Genomic DNA, 23699 nt, shown 5'->3' on the forward strand with positions numbered 1-23699 from the left:
TCAGCACTGGAGTCACGATGTCCGAAGCCCTGCCCTTGGCGATGATCGCCGCCCTTGCCGACAACCGCGTGATCGGCGTCGACAACCGCCTGCCCTGGCACCTGCCGCAGGACCTCAAGCACTTCAAGGCGATGACCCTGGGCAAGCCGGTGATCATGGGCCGCAAGACCTGGGATTCGCTGGGCCGCCCGCTGCCGGGCCGGCTGAACATCGTGGTCACCCGCCAGGCCGGGCTGAAGCTCGAAGGCGCGGAAGTCTTCACCAGCCTCGACGCTGCGCTGGAGCGCGCCGAGCAGTGGGCCAAGGAAGAGGAAGCCGACGAGCTGATGCTGATCGGTGGCGCGCAACTCTACGGTGAAGCCCTGGGCCGAGCCGACCGCCTCTACCTGACCCGCGTGGGCCTGGCCCCGACGGGCGACGCGCACTTCCCCGAGGTGGATGAAGCGCATTGGCACCTGGCGTCGAGCATCGAGCATGACGCCGAAGGCGAGACGCCGGCCTATGCGTTCGAGGTTTGGGAGCGGGCTTGAGATTTCAGAGCAAGAGCCCCTCTCCCCAGCCCTGGCTGCGCGCCCCGCTCCAAAGGGAGAGGGAGCGGTTCGGAGCGAAATGAACACACTGTGCTCGTCAGTGACGTAAGCAAGTTCGCCTCACTCGGATATCCCCTCTCCCTTCAGGGAGAGGGTTAGGGAGAGGGAACGCCAACTCGGAACCCACGACAAAAACGCCGCCCCGATTCCCGGCGCGGCGTTCTTCTTTACCTCAAGCCATCAGAACGCAAAGTGCTCCGCGTCCAGCCCCATCAGGCAATCCGCGCCGCCCAGCAGGGACTCGCGGTGCATGCTGGCGCGCGGCAGGATGCGCTTGACGTAGAACTCGGCGCTGGCGAGCTTGGCGCGGTAGAAGTCCGCGTCACCCTCGCCAGCCGCCAGCTTCGCCTGGGCGACGCCGGCGGCCTGCACCCACAAACCCGCCAGCAGCACGTAGGAGCAGTACTGCAGGAAGTCCACCGAGGTGGCGCCGATTTCCTGCGGGTCGCGCTGGCAGGCAGCAATCACTTCGCTGGTCAGGCTGCGCCATTCCAGCAGGCGTTGGCGCACGGTTTCGGCCAGACCGGCCAGCTCAGCGCGGGCACCTGCGGTTTCACAGGCAGCGGCGAGCTCGCTGATCAGCGCGTTCAGCTCCGCGCCGCCATCGCCCAGCAACTTGCGGCGGATCAGGTCGAGCGCCTGGATACCGTTGGTGCCTTCGTAGATCTGGGTGATGCGGCTGTCGCGCATCAGTTGCTCCATGCCCCACTCGCGGATGTAGCCGTGGCCGCCATAGACCTGTACGCCGAGGCTGGATACCTCCTGGCCGACGTCGGTGAAGAACGACTTCACGATGGGAATCAGCAGCGCCGCGCGCTTGCTCGCGGCCTTGCGCACGTCGGCCTCGGGGTGGCCGTGCTCCAGGTCCAGCTCGCGGGCGCACAGCGCCGACACCATCCGGCAACCTTCGGTGAGTGTCTTCTGGGTCAGCAGCATCCGGCGAACGTCCGGGTGGACGATGATCGGGTCGGCAGCTTTCGACGGCTCGGCCGCACCGGTCAGCGCGCGCGATTGCAGGCGCTCGCGAGCATAGGCCAACGCCCCCTGGCAGGAACGCTCGGCGATACCCAGGCCCTGCAGGCCGACCTGGAAGCGCGCGTCGTTCATCATGGTGAACATGCAGGCCAGGCCCTGGTTGGCCTGGCCGATCAGCCAGCCGGTGGCGCCGTCGAAGTTCATCACGCAGGTGGACGCACCCTTGATGCCCATCTTGTGCTCGATGGCGCCGCAGCTCAGCGAGTTACGCGCGCCAGGCGTGCCGTCGGCATTGGCGATGAGTTTCGGCACGAGGAACAGGCTGATGCCCTTCACCCCGGCCGGCGCATCCGGCAGGCGCGCCAGCACCAGGTGGACGATGTTCTCGGACAGGTCCTGCTCACCACCGCTGATGAAGATCTTGCTGCCACTGATGCTGTAGCTGCCGTCCGCCTGGGGTTCGGCGCGGGTACGCAGCAGGGCGAGGTCGGTGCCGGCCTGCGGCTCGGTGAGGCACATGGTGCCGCTCCACACGCCGCTGACCATCTTGGCCAGGTAGTCGCGCTGCAACTCCGGGGCGCCGTGCTTGTACAGCGCCAGCACCGCGCCTTCGGTCAGGCCGGAATAGACGCGGAAGGACAGCGAGGCGGCCATCAGCATTTCATGGAAGCTGGCGGAGACCATCTGCGGGAAGCCCTGGCCGCCAAACTCGGTCGGCCCGGTCATGCTCGCCCAGCCGTTGTCGCAATACTGCCGGTAAGCCTCGCGGAAACCCTCCGGGGTGGTGACTTCGCCATTGAGCAGGGTCGCGCCTTGTTCGTCGCTGTTGCGGTTCAGCGGGGCGACCACCTCACCGGTGTAGCGCGCGCCTTCTTCCAGCACGCCGTCGATCAACTCGCGGTCGAGGCCGTTGCCCAGCAGCTCGCAGTGAGCGCTGACATCGAACAGTTCGTGGAGGACGAAGCGCATGTCGCGCAGGGGTGCCTGGTAACTCATGTTCAGTGCTCCTGTTTCACGTCGGCGAAGCGGCCGTTGGCGGCGGCCAGGCGCTCGATCAGCGCAGCCGGCTGCCAATGGGCGCCATGTTCACCTGCCAGGTCACGCAGGCGTGCCAACACGCTCTGCAGGCCCTGGGCATCGGCCCAGGCCATTGGGCCGGACTTGTCCTTCGGGAAGCCATAACCATTGAGGTAAACGGTGTCGATGTCGGCACTGGTAGAAGCGATGCCTTCGTCGAGAATCTTCGCGCCTTCGTTGACCAGCGCCAGCAGGCAGCGCTCGAGGATTTCTTCGGCGCCGATATCGCGGCGGGAGTAACCCAGGCGTTCGGATTCGCGCAGCACCAGAGCATCGACTTCCGGGTCGTGCTCGGCCTGGCGGCTGCCCGGCTCGTAGTGGTAGAAGCCGTTGCCACTCTTCTGGCCGAAGCGGCCCATCTCGCACAGGCGGTTGTCCACCTGTACGGTCGGCGCGTCCTGGCCCTTGCCGGCCAGCTCGCGGGCACGCCATTCGAGGTCGATACCGACCACGTCGAACATGCGGAACGGCCCCATGGCGAAGCCGAAGCCCTGGATCGCCGCGTCCACCTGGTGCGGCAGCGAACCTTCGAGGATCAGCCGGCGCGATTCCTGGACGTATTTCTCCAGCATGCGGTTGCCGATGAAGCCGTGGCAGTTGCCGGCCACCACACTGACCTTGCCCATGCGCTCGCCCAGTTCCAGGGCTGCTTCGAGCACGGCGGGAGCGGTCTTCGCACCACGCACGATCTCCAGCAGCTTCATGATGTGCGCCGGGCTGAAGAAGTGCAGGCCGAGCACCTGGGACGGCCGCGAGGTCACTGCGGCAATCGCGTCGACGTCCAGGTAGGAGGTGTTGGAGGCCAGGATTGCCGAGGGTTTCAGCGCCGCATCCAGCTCGCGAAAGATCGACTGCTTGAGCTCGAGGTTCTCGTACACCGCCTCGATCACCAGGTCCACCTCGCGGATCGCCGCGTAGTTCGACACCTGGGAGATGCGCGCACGGCGACGGGCGGCTTCGGCCTCGTCGATACGCCCCTGGCGCACGTTGTGGGCGTAGGTGTCAGCCACGGCGCCGAGGGCCTGGGTGAGCATCTGCGGGTTGTTGTCCAGCCACAGGACCTGCACGCCGGCGTTCGCCAGGCACATGGCAATACCCCGGCCCATGGTGCCAGCGCCGATGACGGCGGCGCTGGCGATGCGGATGTTCTGGCTCATGTTGTTCCTCTTGTCAGCCTGAAACGCTCGTTTGAAGACCACTCACCTTAGGGAAGGCGGTACTATTTTTGAAATTTTGAGTTGTGATAAGTGGCATTCAGCCGATGAATATGAATACCTTCGACCTCAACCTGCTGCGGGTGCTGGACGCGCTGCTGCGCGAGCGCAACGTCTCGCGCGCGGCGGAGCGCTTGTCGTTGAGCCAGCCGGCGGTGAGCAACGCGCTCAATCGCCTGCGCGAACTGCTCGATGACCCGCTGTTGGTGCGCGTGGGCCGGGCGATGCAGCCGACGCCACGGGCGCTGGAGCTGGAAGCGCCGATTCGCGACGCCCTGCAGCGCATCGGCCAGAGCCTGGCCGGCGGCGATACCTTCGACCCGGCGCGCAGCCGCCAGCGCTTCACGATGGCGCTGACCGACTATGTGGAAGCGCTGTGCATGCCGCACCTGCTCGAAAGTCTGGGCAGCACGGCGCCCGGCATGAGCCTCTCCATTCAGCACCTGACACCCACGCTGCCGGCGGAGGCGCTGGACAAGGGCAACCTCGACCTGGTGCTGGGCCGTTTCGAGGAGCTGCCGACGCGCTTCCAGCGCCGGCCGTGGGCGAGCGAGACGCTGCGCCTGCTGGCCCGGCGCGGGCATCCGCAGGTGCACGGTGCAATCGACCTGGAGACCTTCCTCGGCCAGCGGCACCTGTGGGTTTCCGGCGGGCAGACCAAGGGCATGGTCGACCAGTGGCTGGCCAGCCAAGGGCTGAAACGGCAGATCGCCTACACCACGCCGAACTACCTGCAGGCGGCGCATCTGGTGGCAACCACGGAGTTGCTGGCGGTGCTGCCGACGCGGCTGGCGAATCATTTCGCGGGGTTGTTGCCGTTGCAGGTGCTGGAGCTGCCATTCGACGTGGGGCAGTTCCACCTGGAGCTGGTCTATCTCGCCCAGCGCGAGCGGGATGCGGCGTTGCAGTGGTTGATCGAACGCATAGTGGACTCCGCTCCCGAGTAACAGGACGCACGACGTAGGATGGCGTGGAGCGAAGCGATACCCATCGCCCTGTACGCAGACAGCATGGGTATCGCTCCGCTCCACCCATCCTACGAAGAGCAAAAAAACGCGCCCGGAGGCGCGTTTCGTGGGATCAGAAGCGGTCGCGGATGATCGTTTCTTCCAGCGGCAGCCGGCCGATGCGCGGCTTGGCTTCCACCGCCTGCTTGCCCACGGCGATCATCAGGCCGATGGCATGGTTGGCCGGCAGGTTGATCAGCTTGCCCACGGCGTCGAAGTCGAAGCCGACCATGGGGACGCTGTCCAGGCCGCGGCCGCGGGCCGCGAGCATCAAGGTCTGGGCGACCAGGCCGCTGCTGCGCATGGCTTCGTCACGCTGGGTCTGCGGTTTGCCTCTGTAGTAGCCGTCGATGGCACCGACCATGTAGTTCTTCACTTCGACCGGCGCGCCGTCCCAGACACGCTCGGCATTCTGCTCCCAGCTGTCGACCTGCGCGCAGACGATCACTAGCATCGACGCGTCGGTCATCTGCACCTGGTCCCAGCCGGCTTCGCGGATCTGCGCGCGCAGCTGCGGGTCGCTGACTTCCACCAGGCGCACGTGCTGCAGGTTGAACGAGGTGGGAGCGAGCAGCGCCTGTTGCAGCAGGTCGTCCTTCTCTTCACGGCTCATCACGTAGGAAGTGTCGAAACCCCGAATGGAACGGCGGCTGCGGATGGCGTCTTCGATCAGCATGGAAAATCCTCTGGCTGGCATGGGCGGGAATGGCGCGCATGGTAAGCCGAGAGGCAGGCACATTGCAGAGCAGCGTATCGATAATGTCTATGCGATTAGCTGATGAATCGCAGCCTGAGCTGCCCGCCGTGAACCGGCGGGCACCACAAGCGATCAGCTTTCCAGCGCTTCGACAGGTGCCGACGTGGCCTGGCGCTGCTTGGGCGAGGTGAAGCTCAGGTAGCCATCCTCGACCTTGCCGAAGCGCAGCAGCGCAAGGTCCAGCGCGTAGTTCTGGTAGAGCTTCCACGGCGTGCGGTCGCCCTGCTTGGGCATGCGGTCGGCGGCGCGCTGGATATAGCCGGAGTTGAGGTTGAGGAAGGGCTCTTCCTTCACCGATCCATCGGTCTGGCGCGGCGTGCACTGGCGCATGCCGACGGCATCGAGGTGGTTGATCAGACGGCAGAAGTACTCGCTGGACAGGTCTGCCTTGAGCGTCCAGCTGGCGTTGGTGTAGCCGACGATGGCCGCGAGGTTGGGCAGGTCGCGCAGCATGATGCCGCGATAGCCCATGCTCTGGGTGACGTCGAAGGGCTTGCCGTCGATGGCCAGCTCGGCGCCGCCGAACATCACCAGGTCCAGCCCGGTGGCGGTGACGATGACGTCCGCCTCCAGCAACTGTCCGGACTTGAGCAGGATGCCTTTCTCGGTGAAGCGCTCGATATGGTCGGTGACCACTGAGGCGCGTCCCTGGCGCAGTGCCTTGAACAGGTCACCGTCGGGCACGCAGCACACACGCTCATCCCACGGCTTGTAGCGCGGGCTGAAGTGGCGCATGTCGAAATCCTTGCCCAGCTGCAGGTTGGCCAGCTTGAGCATGAGCTTGCGCACCGCGCCGGGGAACGCCTTGGAGGCCATGAAGAAGATCATCTGCATGGTCACATTGCGGGCACGCGCCTGGCGGTACACCCACTTCTCCGGCAGGAAGTTGCGCAGGAAGTTGGAGATCGGGTCCTTCGCCGGCAGGGTGATCACGTAGGACGGCGAGCGCTGCAGCATAGTGACATGGGCAGCCTTGTCGGTCAGCGAGGGGATCAGCGTGACGGCGGTGGCGCCGCTGCCGATCACCACGATGCGCTTGCCGCTGTAGTCGAAGTTCTCCGGCCACAGTTGCGGGTGGATGACCTGCCCGGCAAAGCTTTCGCGGCCGGGGAAGTCCGGAGTGTAACCGGCGTCGTAGCGGTAGTAGCCGGTGCACATGAAGAGGAACTGCGCACTCATGCGCACCGGCTCGGCCTCGTCACCGCGCTGCACGACCAGGTTCCAGCGCGCACTCGCGCTGTCCCAGTCGGCCTTGAGCACGCGGTGGCGGTAACGCACCCTATCCTCGACGCGGTACTCGCGGGCGGTCTCGCGGATGTAGTTGAGAATCGACGGGCCGTCGGCGATGGCCTTGGGATCGGTCCAGGGCTTGAAGTTGTAGCCCAGGGTGTACATGTCCGAGTCGGAGCGGATGCCCGGGTAGCGGAACAGGTCCCAGGTGCCCCCCATGGCCTCGCGGCCTTCGAGGATGGCGTAGGATTTGCCGGGGCACTGCTTCTGCAGGTGGCAGGCGGCGCCGATGCCGGACAGGCCGGCGCCGATGATCAGTACATCCAGGTGCTCGACGGACATGCGAGGGCTCCTCGGCCGGTAGGCAGGCAGTGCCTGATGAGTCTAGGAGGAATTTCCTCCCCGCACCCTACAAGGAGCCCCGCCGGCGCCACGCCGACCTTTAGTCGTGCGTGGCGCCGGCGTCTTCAGGCGGTCACAGTTGCGCCTGCACCCAGTCGCGGACCTGGGCGTAGGGGTAGTCCTCAAGCGTCGCATAGCCCGGCAGCGTGCGGGCGCGCATGCGGGTGAAGGCTGGCACGCTGATGCCGCACAGGAAGCGCGTCACGCAGTCGGCGCTGGGCTCCAGGCCACGGGCGCTGCGGTATTTTTCCAGGAAGGCGGCGCAGCGATTGTGCAGCGACTGGCCGTCCAGCGGCGGCAGCACAGGCGGCTCCGGCAGCCGGGCGACGCGACCGGCGCAGACCGAGCAGTGCCCGCAGTGGCGCGGCGCCTGCTGGTCGCCGAAGTACTGGGCCAGGCGCCAGCTCAGGCACTCCGCACTGCCGAGCAGTTCAAGCATGGCGCCGATGCGGGCGATCTCGCTGCCCTCGTGTCGCTTGAAGTAGCGATGCAGTTCCTCGCTCAATTCATCCACGGCGAAGGACGCGTCGCGCACCGAGTAGACCTCAGTCATCTGCTTGCTCTCCAGCTCCACCCAGCCGCGCTCCTGGAAGTAGTCCAGCGCCTTCACCACCCGCGCGCGCTCGGCGCCGTGGCGGCTGTAAAGAGTATCGAAATCCAGGGTCGCCCAGGTCCGGGCGCGGGCCGAGGTGGTGAGGATGGCATCGACGAACTGCCGCCGCTCGCCCTCAAAATGCCCTAGAAGCTCGTTGGAGCCGATCAACAGTTTGTAGCGATATTCGGCAAAATAGGCGAAACGCGGCGCGATGATGCCGCGAAGCTCCAACTGCACCAGCAGCGTCTTCAGCGGCAGTTGGCGGATATTGGACTGGTCCGACAGCGGCACCAGCATGGTTTCCCACTGGGCATTGGGCGCTTGGCGGATTTCTTCCAGCACGTTCCGGATGCCCTCCAGCTCGGGCGTGTCGCCATAGACGAAATTCTCCAGCACGTTGAGGCTGTCGCGGTTGGCCAGCACCAGGCATTCCGAGCGCTGGCCATCGCGACCGGCACGGCCGATCTCCTGGCTGTAGTTCTCCAGCGACTTGGGCAGGTCGTAATGCACCACCTGGCGGATGTTGCTCTTGTCGATGCCCATGCCGAAGGCAATGGTGGCGACGATGCAGTTCAGCCGGCCCTCCATGAAGCGGCGCTGGATGCCCTCGCGCTCAGGATGTTCCATGCCGGCGTGGTAGGCGCAGGCGGGAATACCGCGCTCGCCCAGGTGCGCGGCGATTTCCTCGGCGGTCTTCTGCTGGGTGACGTAGACGATGGCCGGCTGCCCGGCGCGCTCGCCCAGCCACTGCACCAGTCTTGCGCGGCGATCGGCGCTGGCCACCGGCTCTACCTGCAGGTCGAGGTTGGCACGGTAGAAGCCGGTGGTGACCACGTCGCTTTCGGCAATGGCGAACTTGGCGCGCATGTCGGCAATCACCGCCGGCGTCGCCGTGGCAGTGAGCAGCAATACCTGGGGAATACGGAACTGTTTCTGGTAGTCCGGCAGCTTCAGGTAGTCGGGGCGGAAGTTGTGGCCCCATTCGGAGATGCAGTGCGCCTCGTCCACCACCAACAGGGAAATCGGCACCTCGCTGATGAAGTTCCGGAAACGCTCGTTCTTCAGGCGCTCCACTGAGATCATCAGCACCTTCAGTTCGCCGCTGCGCGCGCGGGCCATGGTCTGAGCGGTCTGCTCGCGGCTCTGCGCCGAGTCGATGCTGGCGGCGGCGATGCCATGGCGGGCGAGGAAGGCGAGCTGGTCCTGCATCAGCGCCAGCAGCGGTGAGACCACCAGGGTCAGGTGCGGCAACAGCAGCGCCGGCAGCTGGTAGCACAGCGACTTGCCCGAGCCCGTGGGAAAGATCGCCGCCGCCGAGCGACCGGCCAGCACCGCGCTGACCGCCGCCTCCTGGCCGGGGCGGAACTGGCGGAAGCCGAAGACGTTTTCAAGGGTGTCGTGCATGGGAGTACTCCTTTACCGTCCTGAAGTCTGAACCCTCAGGCTAAGGACAGCACCTGTAGGAGCGAGCTTGCTCGCGAACAGCCCAACTCCGGTTCACGAGCAAGCTCGCTCCTACGAAGAGCACCTCGGAGCAGGACTGTTCCCAGGCACCAATGAAAAAGCCGCCCGAAGGCGGCTCTTTCCAGAACGGGCTCGCTTACAGCTGCGGACCGGCGTTCTTGATGGCGTCGCTCACGTCGAACTTCTTGAAGTTGTCGATGAACTTGCTGGCCAGGCCCTTGGCGGCCTCGTCGTAGGCAGCCTTGTCTTCCCAGGTGTTGCGCGGGTTGAGCAGGACGGTCTCGACGCCCGGAACGGCCTTGGGCACGTCCAGGTTGATGATGTCCAGGTGCTCGGTTTCGGCGCCGATCAGAGCACCGCTCTGGATGGCGGCGATCACGCCACGGGTAGTCGGGATGTTGAAGCGCTTGCCAACGCCGTAGCCACCACCGGTCCAGCCGGTGTTGACCAGGTAGACCTTGGAGCCGAAGGCCTTGATGCGCTTGATCAGCAGCTCGGCGTACACGCCGGCCGGACGCGGGAAGAACGGTGCGCCGAAGCAGGTGGAGAAGGTCGACTTGATGCCGCCACCCGAACCCATTTCGGTGGAACCGACCAGCGCGGTGTAGCCGGACAGGAAGTGGTACGCCGCCTGCTCATTGTTCAGGATCGACACCGGCGGCAGAACGCCAGTCAGGTCGCAGGTCAGGAAGATCACGGCGTTCGGCTCGCCGCCGAGGTTCTGCTCGGAACGCTTCTCGACGTTCTCCAGCGGGTAGGCCGCACGGGAGTTCTGGGTCAGGCTGTCATCGGCATAGTCCGGAGTGCGGTTGTCGTCGAGGACGACGTTTTCCAGCACGGCGCCGAACTTGATGGCTTTCCAGATGACCGGTTCGTTCTTCTCGGACAGGTCGATGCACTTGGCATAGCAACCGCCTTCGATGTTGAAGACAACGCCTTCGCCCCAGCCGTGCTCGTCGTCGCCGATCAGGTAGCGGCTTTCGTCGGCGGACAGGGTGGTCTTGCCGGTGCCCGACAGACCGAAGAACAGGGTCACGTCGCCCTCTTCGCCGATGTTGGCAGCACAGTGCATCGGCAGCACGTCTTTTTCCGGCAGCAGGTAGTTCTGCACGCCGAACATGGCCTTCTTCATTTCACCGGCGTAACGCATGCCGGCGATCAGCACCTTCTTCTGGGCGAAGTTGAGGATCACGCAGCCATCGGAGTTGGTGCCGTCACGCTCGGGCACGCATTCGAAGTTGGCGACGTTGAGGACCTGCCACTCTTCGCGGCCGGCCGGGTTGTATTGCTCGGGCTCGATGAACAGCGCACGGCCGAACAGGTTCTGCCAGGCAGTAGCGGTGGTCATTTTCACGGCCAGGTAGTGGTCGTGTGCCGAACCTACATGGACGTGGGAAACGAAATGGTCCTGGGCGTTATTGAAGGCCTGGACGCGGTCCCACAGGGCATCGAACTTGTCGGCCGGGAACGGACGGTTGATGGCGCCCCATGCGATGGAATCCTTGCTGCCCGGCTCTTCGACGATGAAACGGTCGGCAGGCGAGCGGCCGGTGCGGTGGCCGGTACGAACGACCAGCGAGCCGTTGTCGGCGAGTTCGCCTTCGCCGCGGCGAATGGCTTCCTCGACCAGTTGGGCAACGCTGATGTCGGTGTAAACGGCTTTATTGGCTTGCGTCATGTGGGTCCCCGTCGGCCGAAGCCGAGTCCTCCAAACATTGCGTAGTGACTTCTAATTCCCACTACCGCGGAAAAAAGTCGCGGGATTATGCCAGAAAAGAACTGTTCTCGTGCAGCCTCTGATCTGGCGAGAGCGCCATTGGTTCGGCTATCGGACAGATAGAAGCGGTCAATGGCGGGTTTCTGACGGCGTCTGGCTACCGCCGCCCGAGAACAACTGGGCAACGTCCGAACCGTCGAAGCGATAGCGCTGATTACAGAACTGGCAGTCGATGACGATCTCGCCATCCTCCTCGGCCAGCAGACGCTCGGCGTCTTCCTGCCCAAGACTGACCAGCGCATTGGCCGAGCGTTCCCGCGAGCAGCTGCAGCGGAACACCAGCGGCTGCGGATCGAACAGGCGCACATCGTCCTCGTGGTACAGGCGGTGCAGCACGGTGGCGTTGTCCAGGCCCAGCAGTTCCTCGGCGGTGAGGGTATCGGCCAGGGTCGTGACGTGTTGCCAGCTGGCTTCCCGCGACTCGGCGTCGCGCTGACGGTCGGCCGGCAGCTGCTGCAGCAGCAGGCCACGGGCACGACGGCTGTCGGCGTTCAGCCAGAAGCGGGTCGGCAGCTGCTCGGAGGTCGCAAAGTAGGTCGACAGGCAGTCCGCCAGGGTTGCGCCCTCCAGCGGCACAATGCCCTGGTAGCGCTTGCCGTTCTTCGGATCCACGGTGAGCGTCAGCACGCCATGGGGCATCAGCTCCGGCAAGCCGGCGGCATCGCCGACAGCCGCCTCGTCGTAGCGGGCCAGGCCACGCACTTCGCGATTGCTGGAGCACTCCACCATCAACAGCGGCACAGCGCCGCTGGAGCGCGCCTGCAGCACCAGCAGCCCATCGAACTTCAGGGTGCCGCACAGCAGCGCGGCGGCGGCCAGCATTTCACCCAGCAACTGGGCGACCGGCTGCGGATAGGGGTGCTTGGCCAGCACTTCGGCGAAGCTGCGGTCGAGCTCTACCAGCTCACCACGGACATCGGTGTTGTCGAACAGGAAACGCTGACTTTGATCGATCTGGGACATGCTTGGCACAACGCTGCGATAGGCACAAATAAATGACAAGTTGATGGCAAAGGCCTATAAAGCGCGCTTTGCAGCACCCACCCATACTCGAGTGGTTCCGTAAGGGGGTAACGATTTTATGGACAAAACCACGCCGTTCCAAGCCACCTGGTCCTGGAAGCCCTTCATCGCCTGCCATCTGATGGCGCTCGTCCTGCTCCTGCTGTGGCTCTGGGAGCCCACTCGCAGCGCGATGGACCTGTTCGATTTCAGCCTGTTCAGCCTGCTCAACCAGCCGCTGGCGACCAATGAAGCCTGGCGCCTGTCCTGGGCCGTGGCCAGCACTCGCCCGTTCGACCTGCTGGTCGGGGTGATCCTGCTGCTCCTGCTGATCCGTGGCGACTGGATCTTCAAGGCCACCCAGGCCCGCGCGGCGACCTTCGGCTTTTTATGCGCGGCCGTCGTGCTGGTGGTGGTGCGCATCCTTTACGCCAAGATCGCCCACAAGCTGGGCTGGCAGCACGCGAGCATTTCCAGCGTCGCGCCGGACGCCGTGCGCCTGGAGCACTTCTTCCCGCAGTGGGAGGACACCCCCTTCGAGGTGAAGGACGAGTCCGCCCGCAGCTTCCCCGGTGACCACGCCTCGGTGCTGCTGATCTGGGCACTGTTCCTCACCCTGTTCGCCCGCAACGCCCTGCAGTGGGTGGTGATCTGGGGCCTGGCGCTGCTGTTCATGCTGCCGCGCCTGGTGGCCGGCGCGCACTGGGGTCAGGATGACTACATCGGCGGTGTGCAGATGGCGTTGGTGGCCCTGGCCTGGAGCTGCTTCACGCCCTTCGCCGCCAAGGGCAGCGCCGCCCTCGTGCGTTGGACCGAGCCGCTGTTCCGCCTGGCCGCTAAGATTCCGCTGCTCAATCGCCTGAGCGTCGTCGCGGCCTGATCGCCACCCGAACCCGGCGAGGCGCCTGTCGCCCTCGCCGGCCGGTCACTCCTGATCGCGGAAACTGAACAGCTGCCGACGCTGCTTCTTGGTCGGCCGCCCGTCGGTCTGCACGCCCAGCGCCCCCGCTTTGCGCATGGCCGAAGCATCCTCGCGACGCTTCACACTGTCGGCGGTCTCTTCATAGAGCAGCTGCGCCTCGGGCGCGCCACGGCGCACCATGGACAGTGCCTTCACCACCACCGTGCGCTCGTCGAAGCCGGTGCGGATCACGTATTCCTCGCCGACCTTCGGTTCCTTGCCCGGCTTGCAGCGCTCGCCCCGGCAGTGCACCTTGCCGCCATCGATGGCCTCCTTGGCCAGGGAACGGGTCTTGTAGAAGCGCGCCGCCCACAGCCACTTGTCCAGGCGGACCTTGTCGTCGTCTTTTTCGCTCACTTCACAACCTCGTCATGCGGGTCTGAGAGTGTACCCCGCGCCCCGCTGGCGGGGCACAATCGGCCTGACTAGAATGCCGGCAAACGCCGGGGGCACTTGATTTGAAGACATTCGACCATCTGTCGGTCATCGGTCTGCGTGAATGGATCGCCCTGCCCGAACTGGGCATGGTCGGCCTGCGAGCGAAGATCGACACCGGCGCCAGTACCTCCAGCCTGCATGCCAGCGACATCGTGCCGTTCCAGCGCGACGGTCACGACTGGGTACGTTTCGTCGCCCACCTGGGCACCCAGGTCCAGCGCCGTCATCGCTGCGAGGCGCCGGTGGTGACGATGAAGACCATCAAGAGTTCCAACGGCCAGGCCCAGACCCGCTATGTGATCCGCACCCTGCTGGCCCTGGGCGACCGCGCCTGGTCGGTGGAATTCACCCTGGCCTGCCGCAAGACCATGCGCTACCGCGTGCTGCTGGGCTCCAAGGCCCTGGTGCAGGGTCAGCTGGTGGTCAACCCGGGCCTCACCTACGTGCAAGACAAACCCCTCATCATGGTTCCCGCCACCCTTCCAGGTGATCAATGAAAATTGCTGTGCTGTCGCGCAATCCGCGCCTGTATTCCACCCGTCGGCTGGTGGAGGCCGGGCAGCAACGCGGCCACGAGATGGTGGTGATCGACACCCTCCGCGCCTACATGAACATCGCCAGCCACAAGCCGCAGATCCACTACCGCGGCAAGCCGCTGGAAGATTTCGACGCGGTGATCCCTCGCATCGGCGCCTCGGTGACCTTCTATGGCTGCGCCGTGCTGCGCCAGTTCGAGATGATGGGCGTGTTCCCGCTCAACGAGTCGGTGGCCATCGCCCGCTCCCGTGACAAACTGCGCTCGCTGCAACTGCTCTCGCGCAAGGGCATTGGCCTGCCGGTGACCGGTTTCGCCCACTCCCCCGATGACGTGCCGGACCTGATCGAAATGGTCGGCGGCGCACCGCTGGTGATCAAGCTGCTGGAAGGCACCCAGGGCATCGGCGTGGTGCTCTGCGAGACGGAGAAGGCCGCCGAATCCGTGCTGGAAGCCTTCATGGGGCTCAAGCACAACATCATGGTGCAGGAGTACATCAAGGAAGCCGGCGGCGCCGACATCCGTTGCTTCGTGGTCGGCGACAAGGTGATCGCCTCGATGAAGCGCCAGGCCGCGGCGGGCGAGTTCCGTTCCAACCTGCACCGGGGCGGCAGCGCCAGCCTGATCAAGATCACCCCGGAAGAACGCATGACCGCCATCCGCGCCGCCAAGGTGATGGGCCTGCACGTCGCCGGCGTCGACATCCTGCGCTCCAACCACGGCCCGCTGGTGATGGAAGTGAACTCCTCGCCGGGCCTGGAAGGCATCGAGACCACCACCGGCAAGGACATCGCCGGGGTGATCATCGAGTACCTGGAGAAAAATGGTGGGCCGCATCTGGCGCGGACCAAAGGCAAGGGGTGAGCCGGGGCTTTCGCGACGCATGCGTCGCGCCGGCGAACGCCAGGCCACGGATGGCCTGGCAGGGGCCTCAGAGAGGCACATGGTCACGACAGGGATGTCAGGAGCAAACTTTCATAAAGCTCCCTTCAAGCACTGCGCGGGGTCCTACCCTCACCCCAGCCCTCTCCCTGAGGGAGAGGGGGCCGTCCGTGCCGGCTGACATCACAGCTTAATCCTGCGCCGATCAGTTCCCTCTCGCTCAGGGAGAGGGTTAGGCTGAGGGGCCGCATGGCAGCCAAACCAACATGAAGCACCAAGCCTCGAAGTTCCAGCTCCGAGCTTCATTGCCCCGCGGAACCCTTCGCGAGCAAGCTCGCTCCTACCAGCTCTCCTGCAGTAACCGGATGACCAACATGCCCGCTTCCCGCCCCCACGCCGACCTCAAATGGTCACCCATCGAAGGTCGCGTCGCTCTGGTGGCGCCGGCCTCGGCGATTGCCGAGGAGGTACTGGAAGCGACCCTGCGCCAGCTGGAAGTGCAAGGCATCGACTACCACCTGGGCACCCACGCCGACGCACGCTACCGCTACCTGGCCGGCACGCCGGAGCAACGCCTGGAAGACTTCCACGCCGCCTTCGAGCTGGAAGAGGTCAGCGCTGTCTGGTGCCTGCGCGGTGGTTATGGCTGTGGACAACTCATCCCGCAACTGGACTGGCCGCGCCTCCAGGCCGCGTCCCCGCGCCCGCTGATCGGCTTCTCGGACATTTCCATCCTGCTCAGCGCCTTCCACCGCCAGGGCCTGCCGGCGATCCACGGCATGGTCGCCACCGGGCTGGGCCTGCAACCCCTGAGCGCGCTCAGCGAGCAGCGCGAGCGCCTGGCTTCGCTGGCCTCGATCAGCCACGTACTGGCCGGCGAGCCCGGCAAGCTGGCGGTGCAGCACCTGACAGGGCCGAAGACAGCTGTGGTGGGCGAACTGATCGGCGGCAACCTCACCGCCCTGGCCTGCATGGCCGGCACCGCTGGCGCGCTGTACGTGCCGGACGGCGCGATCCTGATCCTCGAAGACGTTGGCGAGCCCTACTACCGCCTCGAACGCAGCCTCTGGCAACTGCTGAACAGCTTGAACGGAGCCCGCCTGGGCGCGATCTGCCTCGGCACCTTCACCGACTGCCCGCGCAAGAGCGTGGCCCACAGTCTGGAAGAAATCTTCGCGGAGTACGCCGTGCAGCTGGGTGTGCCGCTCTACCACGGCCTACCCAGCGGCCATGGCGCCCACAACCGCGCCTGGCCCTATGGGCGCCAGGCGGTGCTGGAAGGCAAAACCCTGCGTTGGGATTAATGCGCGTCGCGCGGCAGCAGCAAGCCAAGCGGCAGGCAGACGCGCGCTTCCACGCCACCGCCTTCACGGTTGCGCAGCTCGATGCTGCCGCCGTGCTGTTCGGCAATACGCTTGACGATGGCCAGCCCAAGACCGGTGCCCTTGCCGCCGCGCGCCTTGTCGCCACGGAAGAAGGGATTGAAGATGTTGTCCAGCTCCTGCGGATCGACGCCCGCGCCGCGGTCCAGCACGCTGAGCACCACATAGGGCGCACCGCCACCGCCGGCCACGTGGGCCGCCACTTCGACCTTGCCGCCGCCGTGGTTGAGACCGTTCTCGATCAGGTTGCCCAGCAGGCGCTTGATCGACACCCGGCGGAAGCGGAACAGCGGCAGCGTTTCCAGGCATAGGCGCACGCGGTTGCCGGTCTGGTTGAAGGCGTCGGCCACTTCGCGGATCAGGTCGGCGAGGTCGCCCTCTTCCACCGATTCGTCGCGGCCATCGCGGATGAAGGCAAGGAACTGGTCGAGGATGGCGTCCATGTCCTCGATGTCGCGGACCATGTCCTCGACCATTTCGCGGTCGCTTTCAGGCATCAGCTCCAGCGACAGGCGCAGGCGCGTCAGCGGCGTACGCAGGTCGTGGGAGACACCGGCCAACATCAGCTCGCGTTCACGCCCGACCTGTTCCACGTCGTCGGCCATCTGGTTGAAGGCGCGGTACACCTCGGCCATCTCGCTGGGGGTTTCCTGCCCCAGCGGCAGGCGCACGCTGCGTCCCTTGCCGAACTCACGGGAAGCGAAGACCAGGCGCTTGAGCGGCTGGCTGAGCTGCCGCACGAAGATCCAGGCCGCCGCAGTGGACAACAGGCCAATGCCGAGGAACCAGCCCAGCACGCTCCAGATCTGCTGGCCGCGCAATGGGTGCGGGTAGAGCGGTACGCCGATCCAGCCGTCGCCCAGGGTCGGTGCGCGCACCCAGAGCATCGACGGATGGTGGATGCGCAGGCGGGTCTCGGTGTCGATGCCCAGCTCCATGCGCATCTGCCGCTGGAAGATTTCCGTGTATGGCCAGTGCACTTCCTCCGGTTGTCCCTGCTCGTGGGGCGCCCACTTCAGCCCGGCGGACTGGGCAATGGCCTCGCGCGATTTCTCGTCCGCCGCCCAGTAGGCGCGCACGGTCAGCGCCGCGCCATGGCTGTACTGGCGGTCGACCAGCATGTCTTCGTTCATCAGCAGGTAGACCAGGGTCAGCGCCTTGGAGAACAGCACGACGATGAGCACCAGCCAGAGAGTGCGGGCGAAGAAGCTTTGCGGGAACCAGAGGGGTGTTTTCAAGAACGGATTACCAGGAGGTACGAATTGTAGGAGCGAGCTTGCTCGCGAACCTGCATCGACGCGAGGTGTTGTTCGCGAGCAAGAACGATGGCGTCCCCCTCGCTCCTACAGGGCAAACATCACTTGCGGGCGGCGCCATCCGGCACGAACACGTAGCCCACGCCCCAGACAGTCTGGATGTAGCGCGGCTTCGACGGATCGGGCTCGATCAGCCGGCGCAGGCGGGAAATCTGCACGTCGATGGAACGCTCCAGGGCGTCCCACTCGCGGCCACGGGCCAGGTTCATCAGCTTGTCGCGGGTCAGCGGCTCACGGGCGTGCTGGACCAGGGCCTTGAGCACGGCGAACTCACCAGTGGTGAGCATGTGCACTTCCTCACCCTTCTTCAGCTCGCGGGTGGCCAGGTGCAGCTCGTAGTCGCCGAAGGTGACGATCTCGTCCTCGCCTGCCGGCGCGCCCGGCACCAGCGGCGCCTGGCGGCGCAGCACGGCCTTGATCCGCGCCAGCAGCTCGCGCGGGTTGAAGGGCTTGGCCAGGTAGTCGTCGGCGCCCTGCTCCAGGCCCGAGATGCGGCTGGACTCGTCGCCTTTCGCGGTGAGCATGATGATCGGGATCTGGTTGTTCGACTCGCGCAGGCGCTTGCACGCGGAGAGGCCATCCTCACCGGGCATCATCAGGTCCAGCACCACCAGCTGGAACAGCTCGCGGGCCAGCAGGCGGTCCATCTGCTCGGTGTTTTCGACGGCGCGGACACGGTAACCCTGCTCATCGAGGAAGCGTTCCAGCAGACGACGCAGGCGTGCGTCGTCATCGACCACGAGGATCTTTTCGCCTTCCGGCAGGGTGGCAGCGTTGCTCATGGAAACTCCCAGAATCTGATTCGGCGGGCATTATCGCCCAGCAGCCGCGCATCACGGCCTGTCCATTGTTAGCAGATTTTTCCCCGACCAGTCGCGCGCCCGGTGAAATTGTCGTGGGTATAATGCGGCGCTTTTGCGGCGGGGCGTTGTCATAGACGCCTGCCAAGCGCCACGGCGCGGCAGCCTAGCCCCGTATTTCGTTGGTTTCACCAGGTGGATTCATGGACAGCATCAACACCCGTATCGCCGAAGAGCTTTCCGCACTGCCCTCCGGCCGCGTTCAACCGCAGCAAGTCGCCGCTGCCGTCGCCCTGCTCGATGAAGGCTCCACCGTCCCCTTCATCGCCCGTTACCGCAAAGAAGTCACCGGCAGCCTGGACGACACCCAGCTGCGCATGCTCGAAGAGCGCCTGCGCTACCTGCGCGAACTGGAAGACCGCCGTGGCGCGATCCTCGCCAGCATCGAGGAACAGGGCAAGCTGACCCCGGAACTGGCCCGCGAGATCAAGCTCGCCGAGACCAAGACCCGCCTCGAAGACCTCTACCTGCCCTATAAGCAGAAGCGCCGCACCAAGGGCCAGATCGCCCTCGAAGCTGGCCTTGGCGAACTCGCCGACGCGCTGTTCAATGACCCCGGCCTGACGCCGGAAACCGAAGCCGCACGCTTCGTCGATGCCGAGAAGGGCTTTGCCGACACCCGCGCCGTGCTCGAAGGCGCCAAGTACATCCTCATGGAGCGCTTCGCCGAGGACGCCACCCTGCTGGACCGCCTGCGCGGCTTCCTCAAGGACAACGCTACCCTCACCGCGCGCCTGGTGCCGGGCAAGGAAACCGAAGGCGCCAAGTTCAGCGACTACTTCGAGCACGACGAGCCGCTGAAGAACGCGCCGTCGCACCGCGCCCTGGCGATCTTCCGTGGCCGCAACGAAGGCATCCTGAGCGTCTCCTTGAAAGTCGGCGAAGAGCTGCCGGGCACCTCGCACCCCTGCGAAGTCATGATCGGCGAGCGTTTCGGCGTCTCCAACCAGGGCCGCGCCGCTGACAAGTGGCTGTCCGAAGTGGTGCGCTGGACCTGGAAGGTCAAGCTCTACACCCACCTGGAAACCGACCTGCTGGGCGAGCTGCGCGACGGTGCCGACGCCGAGGCGATCAACGTCTTCGCCCGCAACCTGCACGACCTGCTGCTGGCCGCTCCGGCTGGCCCGCGCGCTACCCTGGGCCTTGACCCGGGCCTGCGCACCGGCGTGAAGGTCGCCGTGGTCGATGCCACCGGCAAGCTGCTGGACACCGCCACCGTCTACCCGCACGTGCCGAAGAACCAGTGGGACCAGACCATCGCCGTGCTCGCCGCGCTGTGCGCCAAGCACCAGGTGGAACTGATCGCCATCGGCAACGGCACCGCCAGCCGCGAGACCGACAAGCTGGCCGCCGAGCTGATCAAGAAATACCCGGCGCTCAAGTGCACCAAGATCATGGTCAGCGAAGCCGGCGCCTCGGTGTACTCGGCGTCGGAACTGGCTGCGAAGGAATTCCCGGAGCTGGACGTCTCGCTGCGCGGTGCCGTGTCCATCGCGCGTCGTCTGCAGGACCCGCTGGCCGAACTGGTGAAGATCGAGCCCAAATCCATCGGCGTCGGCCAGTACCAGCACGACGTCTCCCAGCTGCAGCTCGCACGCAGCCTGGACGCGGTGGTGGAAGACTGTGTGAACGCCGTGGGCGTGGACGTGAACACCGCTTCCGTCGCCCTGCTGGCGCGCATCTCCGGCCTCAACAGCACCCTGGCGCAGAACATCGTCTCGCACCGCGATGCCAACGGCGCCTTCAAGACCCGCGACGAGCTGAAGAAGGTCAGCCGCCTGGGCGAGAAGACCTTCGAACAGGCCGCCGGCTTCCTCCGCGTGATGAACGGCGACAACCCGCTGGACGCCTCCGCCGTGCACCCGGAAACCTACCCGCTGGTGCAGCGCATCGCCGCTGACACCGGCCGCGACGTGCGCTCGCTGGTTGGCGACTCGGGCTTCCTCAAGCGCCTGGACCCGAAGAAGTTCACCGACGAGCAGTTCGGCCTGCCCACCGTCACCGACATCCTCAAGGAACTCGACAAGCCCGGCCGCGACCCGCGCCCGGAGTTCAAGACCGCCGAGTTCCAGGAAGGCGTCGAGAGCCTGAAGGACCTCACCCCCGGCATGGTGCTCGAAGGCGTGGTGACCAACGTGACCAACTTCGGCGCCTTCGTCGACATCGGCGTCCACCAGGACGGCCTGGTGCACATCTCCGCGCTGTCGGAGAAGTTCGTCAAGGACCCGTACGAAGTGGTCAAGGCCGGTGACATCGTCAAGGTCAAGGTCATGGAAGTGGACATCCCGCGCAACCGCGTCGGCCTGTCCATGCGCATGAGCGACACCCCCGGCGAGAAGGTCGACGGCCCGCGCGGCGGCGGCCGCCCCGGCAACGGTGCGCCGCGCGGCGAACGCAGCGCGGCCCCGCGCCAGCAGGAGAAGGCCCCGGCGAACAACGCCATGGCCTCGCTCTTCGCCAACGCCAAGCAACTGAAAAAGAAGTAAGGAAGGCCCATGAGCGAGATGCCCGCCCGCGAGCTGATGATCAGCCGCTTCAGCGAAACCCTCGGCGTGCAGCCGATCCGGGTCGCCGACGGTGAAGCCGAGGTGCTGCTGCCCATGGCCGAGCACCTGCGCAACCGCGGCAACGTCATGCATGGCGGCGCGCTCTTCACGCTGATGGACATGACCATGGGCCTGGCCTGCTCCAGCGCCCATGGTTTCGACCGACAGAGCGTCACCCTGGAATGCAAGATCAACTACATCCGCGCGGTCGCCGAAGGTGAAGTGCGCTGTGTGGCGAAAGTCCTGCACGCCGGGCGTCGCTCGCTGGTGGTCGAAGCCGACATCCACCAGGGCGACAAGCTGGTCGCCAAGGGACAAGGCACCTTCGCCCAGCTGTAATTCGCACCGCGACAACTGACCTATGCTGTACGCCGGAGCCCCGGATTTGCGGGCGCCGGCGCAGCGCCTCGATAAAGCCAGGCGACCACGCCGGTTGTTCTCCCCTTGTAGACCGCCCAGTCCACCCCCATAGTGGGGCGATTGCCGTGTGAAGGACTTCCAACTTGAGCGACCAACTCTCCCGCCGCCTGGCCCTGCTTGGCGATGCCGCCAACCTGTCCCTGCTCACCCAGTGCCTGCACGGTATCGAGCGCGAATGCCTGCGCGTCGATGAACGCGGCAAGCTCGCCCTGACCCCGCACCCGCGTGCCCTGGGCTCGGCGCTGACCAACCCGCAGATCACCACCGACTACTCCGAATCGCTGCTGGAGTTCATCACTCCGACCTCCACCAGCGTCGAGAAGACCCTGGACGAGCTGGGCGAAATCCACCGCTTCGCCAGCGGCAAGCTCGACGGCGAGTACCTGTGGAGCCCGTCCATGCCCTGCGAGCTGCCGGATGAAGAGACCATCCCGATCGCCCGCTACGGCAGCTCGCATATCGGTCGCCTGAAGTACGTCTACCGCAAGGGCCTGGCGCTGCGCTACGGCAAGACCATGCAGTGCATCGCCGGCATCCATTACAACTTCTCCCTGCCCGAGGGCATCTGGGAGCTGCTGCGCGAAGATGAAGGCAGCGAGAAGAGCGCGCGGGACTTCCAGTCGCACCGCTACATCGCGATGATCCGCAACTTCCGCCGCTACAGCTGGCTGCTGATGTACCTGTTCGGCGCATCGCCTGCGCTGGACGCCGGTTTCCTGCGCGGCCGCCCGCACGGCCTGGAATCCTTCGACGCGCACACCCTCTACCTGCCCTACGCCACCAGCCTGCGCATGAGCGACCTGGGCTACCAGAACAACGCCCAGGCCGGCCTGACGCCCTGCTACAACGACCTGGACAGCTACATCGACAGCCTGCGCCGCGCGGTGAGCACGCCCTACGCGCCGTACGAGAAGGTCGGCACCAAGGTCGATGGCGAGTGGGTGCAGCTCAATACCAACATCCTGCAGATCGAGAACGAGTACTACTCGAGCATTCGCCCGAAACGCGTCACCTACACCGGCGAGCGCCCGATTCAGGCGCTGATGGCCCGTGGCGTGCAGTACGTCGAAGCGCGCTGCCTGGACATCAATCCCTTCCTGCCGCTGGGCATCGACGTCACCGAGGCGCGCTTCCTCGATGCCTTCCTGCTCTACTGCGCACTCTCCGACAGCCCGCCGCTGGGCGGTTGCGAGTGCGGCTCGGCCACCAGCAACTTCCTCAAGGTGGTCAAGGAAGGTCGTCGCCCGGGCCTGAAACTGGAGCGCGGCGGCCAGCAGATCGAGATGAAGGACTGGGCAGGTGCCCTGCTAGACGCCATCGCGCCGATCATCGACCTGCTCGACCGCGCCAACGGCAGCAGCCTGCATGCGCAGAGTCTGGCGGAGCAGCGCGCCAAAGTGACCGATGCCGACCTGACGCCTTCGGCGAAGGTCCTGGCGGAAATGCGCGAGCGTGGCGAGAGCTTCGAAGCCTTCGCCCTGCGCTACAGCCGCCAGCATGCCGAGACGCTGCACAGCGAACCGCTGTCGGCTGAAGAGCAGGCGCGCTTCGAAGGCATGGCCAGCCAGTCACTGGCGGAACAGGCGGATCTGGAGAAGCAGCCCGAGGGTGATTTCGACACCTTCGTTGCCGCCTACCAGGCGAGCATTCTCGGTCTGATCAGCGTGTAATCAAGAGAACTTTCCGGCAGGCCATTCATACAATTCTGCTCCGCAGAATGTCCGTCCATACGGAGAATCGCAGCATCTGGAGCCCCACCACCTCATGTGCGGGCTTCAGAGTCGATTACAGCCTGGACGATGCCCTATGTCTTGCCCTCCCTATGACTGGACGCTGGACGACCTGGATGCGGCCTACCTTGATGGCCACCGGGCCGGTCTTGCCGGACAGCGAGCCATCCCTCCTCTGGATGCCATCCTGGCACTCAGCTGGGAGGCTGGCTGGGAAGACGGCGCCGAACAACTTCGATGTCGCCTGGTTCGATCGGACACGCCTTTCGTCTGGGATTATTTCCCTCCCCTGCTGAGCGTTCGAATCCACAACAGCAGCGCTCGCCCACCACTGGGAAAATCCGACTTCGGACTACGCATGCAGGTCATGCCCCAGCCCGTCCGGCTGAGTCCGGACAAGGACCCAGCACCGCGAAGCACCTCCCTGCTGAGCGTGCAGATCGTCAACAGCACTGCGCGCCCGCCGCTCTCGGCCCCCAACTTCGGCCTGCGCATGCAGCGCCTGGTACTGGTGCCGCGCCGCAGTTAAGCCGCAGAGT

At 65.5% G+C, this 23699-nt stretch carries 20 protein-coding genes; 10 read left to right on the forward strand and 10 right to left on the reverse strand.

Annotated elements, in window-relative coordinates:
• Positions 1-17: 17 nt before the first annotated feature.
• Complete coding sequence (locus FAS41_RS17075; protein WP_138524318.1) at positions 18-530, forward strand: dihydrofolate reductase; 513 nt, start codon at positions 18-20, stop codon at positions 528-530.
• Positions 531-770: 240 nt separating this feature from the next.
• Here FAS41_RS17075 and FAS41_RS17080 read toward each other — a convergent pair whose 3' ends face one another.
• Both FAS41_RS17080 and FAS41_RS17085 read right to left on the reverse strand, forming a co-directional pair.
• On the reverse strand, positions 771-2561 hold the full coding sequence (locus tag FAS41_RS17080) for an acyl-CoA dehydrogenase C-terminal domain-containing protein (RefSeq protein WP_138524320.1): 1791 nt from the start codon (positions 2559-2561) through the stop codon (positions 771-773).
• Between the two features lie 2 nt (positions 2562-2563).
• The gene (locus FAS41_RS17085; protein WP_138524322.1) at positions 2564-3799 is read right to left on the reverse strand and encodes a 3-hydroxyacyl-CoA dehydrogenase; all 1236 of its coding nucleotides are present in this window, start codon (positions 3797-3799) and stop codon (positions 2564-2566) included.
• Positions 3800-3903: 104 nt separating this feature from the next.
• Between FAS41_RS17085 and FAS41_RS17090 the strand changes: the two genes are divergently transcribed.
• Positions 3904-4803, forward strand: coding sequence for a LysR family transcriptional regulator (locus tag FAS41_RS17090; RefSeq protein ID WP_138524324.1), 900 nt, complete (start codon positions 3904-3906; stop codon positions 4801-4803).
• Between the two features lie 133 nt (positions 4804-4936).
• Here the strand turns inward: FAS41_RS17090 and FAS41_RS17095 are convergent, their stop codons facing one another.
• The 5 genes from FAS41_RS17095 to hslO all read right to left on the reverse strand — a co-directional run bounded on the left by FAS41_RS17095 (position 4937) and on the right by hslO (position 12051).
• Complete coding sequence (locus FAS41_RS17095) at positions 4937-5539, reverse strand: nitroreductase family protein (protein ID WP_138524326.1); 603 nt, start codon at positions 5537-5539, stop codon at positions 4937-4939.
• 153 nt (positions 5540-5692) lie between these two features.
• Positions 5693-7192 (reverse strand): flavin-containing monooxygenase, encoded by a 1500-nt coding sequence (locus FAS41_RS17100; protein ID WP_138524328.1) that lies wholly within the window; start codon positions 7190-7192, stop codon positions 5693-5695.
• Positions 7193-7325: 133 nt separating this feature from the next.
• Entirely contained in the window at positions 7326-9251 is a 1926-nt protein-coding gene (locus FAS41_RS17105) for a RecQ family ATP-dependent DNA helicase (RefSeq protein ID WP_138524330.1), read from the reverse strand.
• 196 nt (positions 9252-9447) lie between these two features.
• Positions 9448-10989: a phosphoenolpyruvate carboxykinase gene (locus FAS41_RS17110; protein ID WP_138524332.1), complete on the reverse strand. Its 1542-nt coding sequence runs from the start codon at positions 10987-10989 to the stop codon at positions 9448-9450.
• Between the two features lie 168 nt (positions 10990-11157).
• Positions 11158-12051 (reverse strand): Hsp33 family molecular chaperone HslO, encoded by an 894-nt coding sequence (gene hslO / locus FAS41_RS17115; protein ID WP_138524334.1) that lies wholly within the window; start codon positions 12049-12051, stop codon positions 11158-11160.
• Between the two features lie 118 nt (positions 12052-12169).
• On the opposite strand from hslO, the gene FAS41_RS17120 reads away from it, so the two are divergent.
• Positions 12170-12970, forward strand: a complete 801-nt coding sequence (locus tag FAS41_RS17120; protein ID WP_138524336.1) for a phosphatase PAP2 family protein — start codon at positions 12170-12172, stop codon at positions 12968-12970.
• Between the two features lie 45 nt (positions 12971-13015).
• Here the strand turns inward: FAS41_RS17120 and FAS41_RS17125 are convergent, their stop codons facing one another.
• Positions 13016-13408 (reverse strand): RNA-binding S4 domain-containing protein, encoded by a 393-nt coding sequence (locus FAS41_RS17125; protein ID WP_045215645.1) that lies wholly within the window; start codon positions 13406-13408, stop codon positions 13016-13018.
• 101 nt (positions 13409-13509) lie between these two features.
• Here FAS41_RS17125 and rimB point away from each other — a divergent pair, with 101 nt between their 5' ends.
• From rimB to FAS41_RS17140, 3 genes are all read left to right on the forward strand, one after another.
• Positions 13510-13986, forward strand: a complete 477-nt coding sequence (gene rimB, locus FAS41_RS17130) for a retropepsin-like aspartic endopeptidase RimB (protein ID WP_138524338.1) — start codon at positions 13510-13512, stop codon at positions 13984-13986.
• Positions 13983-14888 (forward strand): 30S ribosomal protein S6--L-glutamate ligase, encoded by a 906-nt coding sequence (rimK, locus tag FAS41_RS17135; RefSeq protein WP_045215639.1) that lies wholly within the window; start codon positions 13983-13985, stop codon positions 14886-14888. The genes rimB and rimK overlap by 4 nt, the downstream gene beginning before the upstream one ends.
• A gap of 392 nt (positions 14889-15280) precedes the next feature.
• Positions 15281-16210, forward strand: coding sequence for a S66 peptidase family protein (locus FAS41_RS17140; protein ID WP_138524340.1), 930 nt, complete (start codon positions 15281-15283; stop codon positions 16208-16210).
• Here FAS41_RS17140 and FAS41_RS17145 read toward each other — a convergent pair.
• Together FAS41_RS17145 and ompR are read right to left on the reverse strand one after the other, a co-directional pair.
• Complete coding sequence (locus FAS41_RS17145) at positions 16207-17526, reverse strand: ATP-binding protein (RefSeq protein ID WP_138524342.1); 1320 nt, start codon at positions 17524-17526, stop codon at positions 16207-16209. The genes FAS41_RS17140 and FAS41_RS17145 overlap by 4 nt on opposite strands.
• Before the next feature lie 119 nt (positions 17527-17645).
• Positions 17646-18386 (reverse strand): osmolarity response regulator transcription factor OmpR, encoded by a 741-nt coding sequence (gene ompR / locus FAS41_RS17150; protein ID WP_024762186.1) that lies wholly within the window; start codon positions 18384-18386, stop codon positions 17646-17648.
• 221 nt (positions 18387-18607) lie between these two features.
• Between ompR and FAS41_RS17155 the strand changes: the two genes are divergently transcribed.
• From FAS41_RS17155 to FAS41_RS30855, 4 genes are all read left to right on the forward strand, one after another.
• A complete protein-coding gene (locus tag FAS41_RS17155) occupies positions 18608-20950 on the forward strand; it encodes a Tex family protein (protein WP_138524344.1) in 2343 nt (780 codons plus the stop codon).
• A gap of 36 nt (positions 20951-20986) precedes the next feature.
• Complete coding sequence (locus tag FAS41_RS17160; protein WP_425049001.1) at positions 20987-21349, forward strand: PaaI family thioesterase; 363 nt, start codon at positions 20987-20989, stop codon at positions 21347-21349.
• A 164-nt stretch (positions 21350-21513) separates the two neighbouring features.
• Complete coding sequence (gene gshA, locus FAS41_RS17165; protein ID WP_138524348.1) at positions 21514-23100, forward strand: glutamate--cysteine ligase; 1587 nt, start codon at positions 21514-21516, stop codon at positions 23098-23100.
• Between the two features lie 427 nt (positions 23101-23527).
• Positions 23528-23689 carry a hypothetical protein gene (locus tag FAS41_RS30855; RefSeq protein ID WP_171049502.1) on the forward strand — a complete coding sequence of 54 codons (162 nt, stop codon included), beginning with the start codon at positions 23528-23530 and terminating at the stop codon, positions 23687-23689.
• Positions 23690-23699 lie beyond the last annotated feature (10 nt).

It is taken from the genome of Pseudomonas nicosulfuronedens (genome assembly GCF_005877905.1).
GTDB classification, from domain to species: domain Bacteria; phylum Pseudomonadota; class Gammaproteobacteria; order Pseudomonadales; family Pseudomonadaceae; genus Pseudomonas; species Pseudomonas nicosulfuronedens.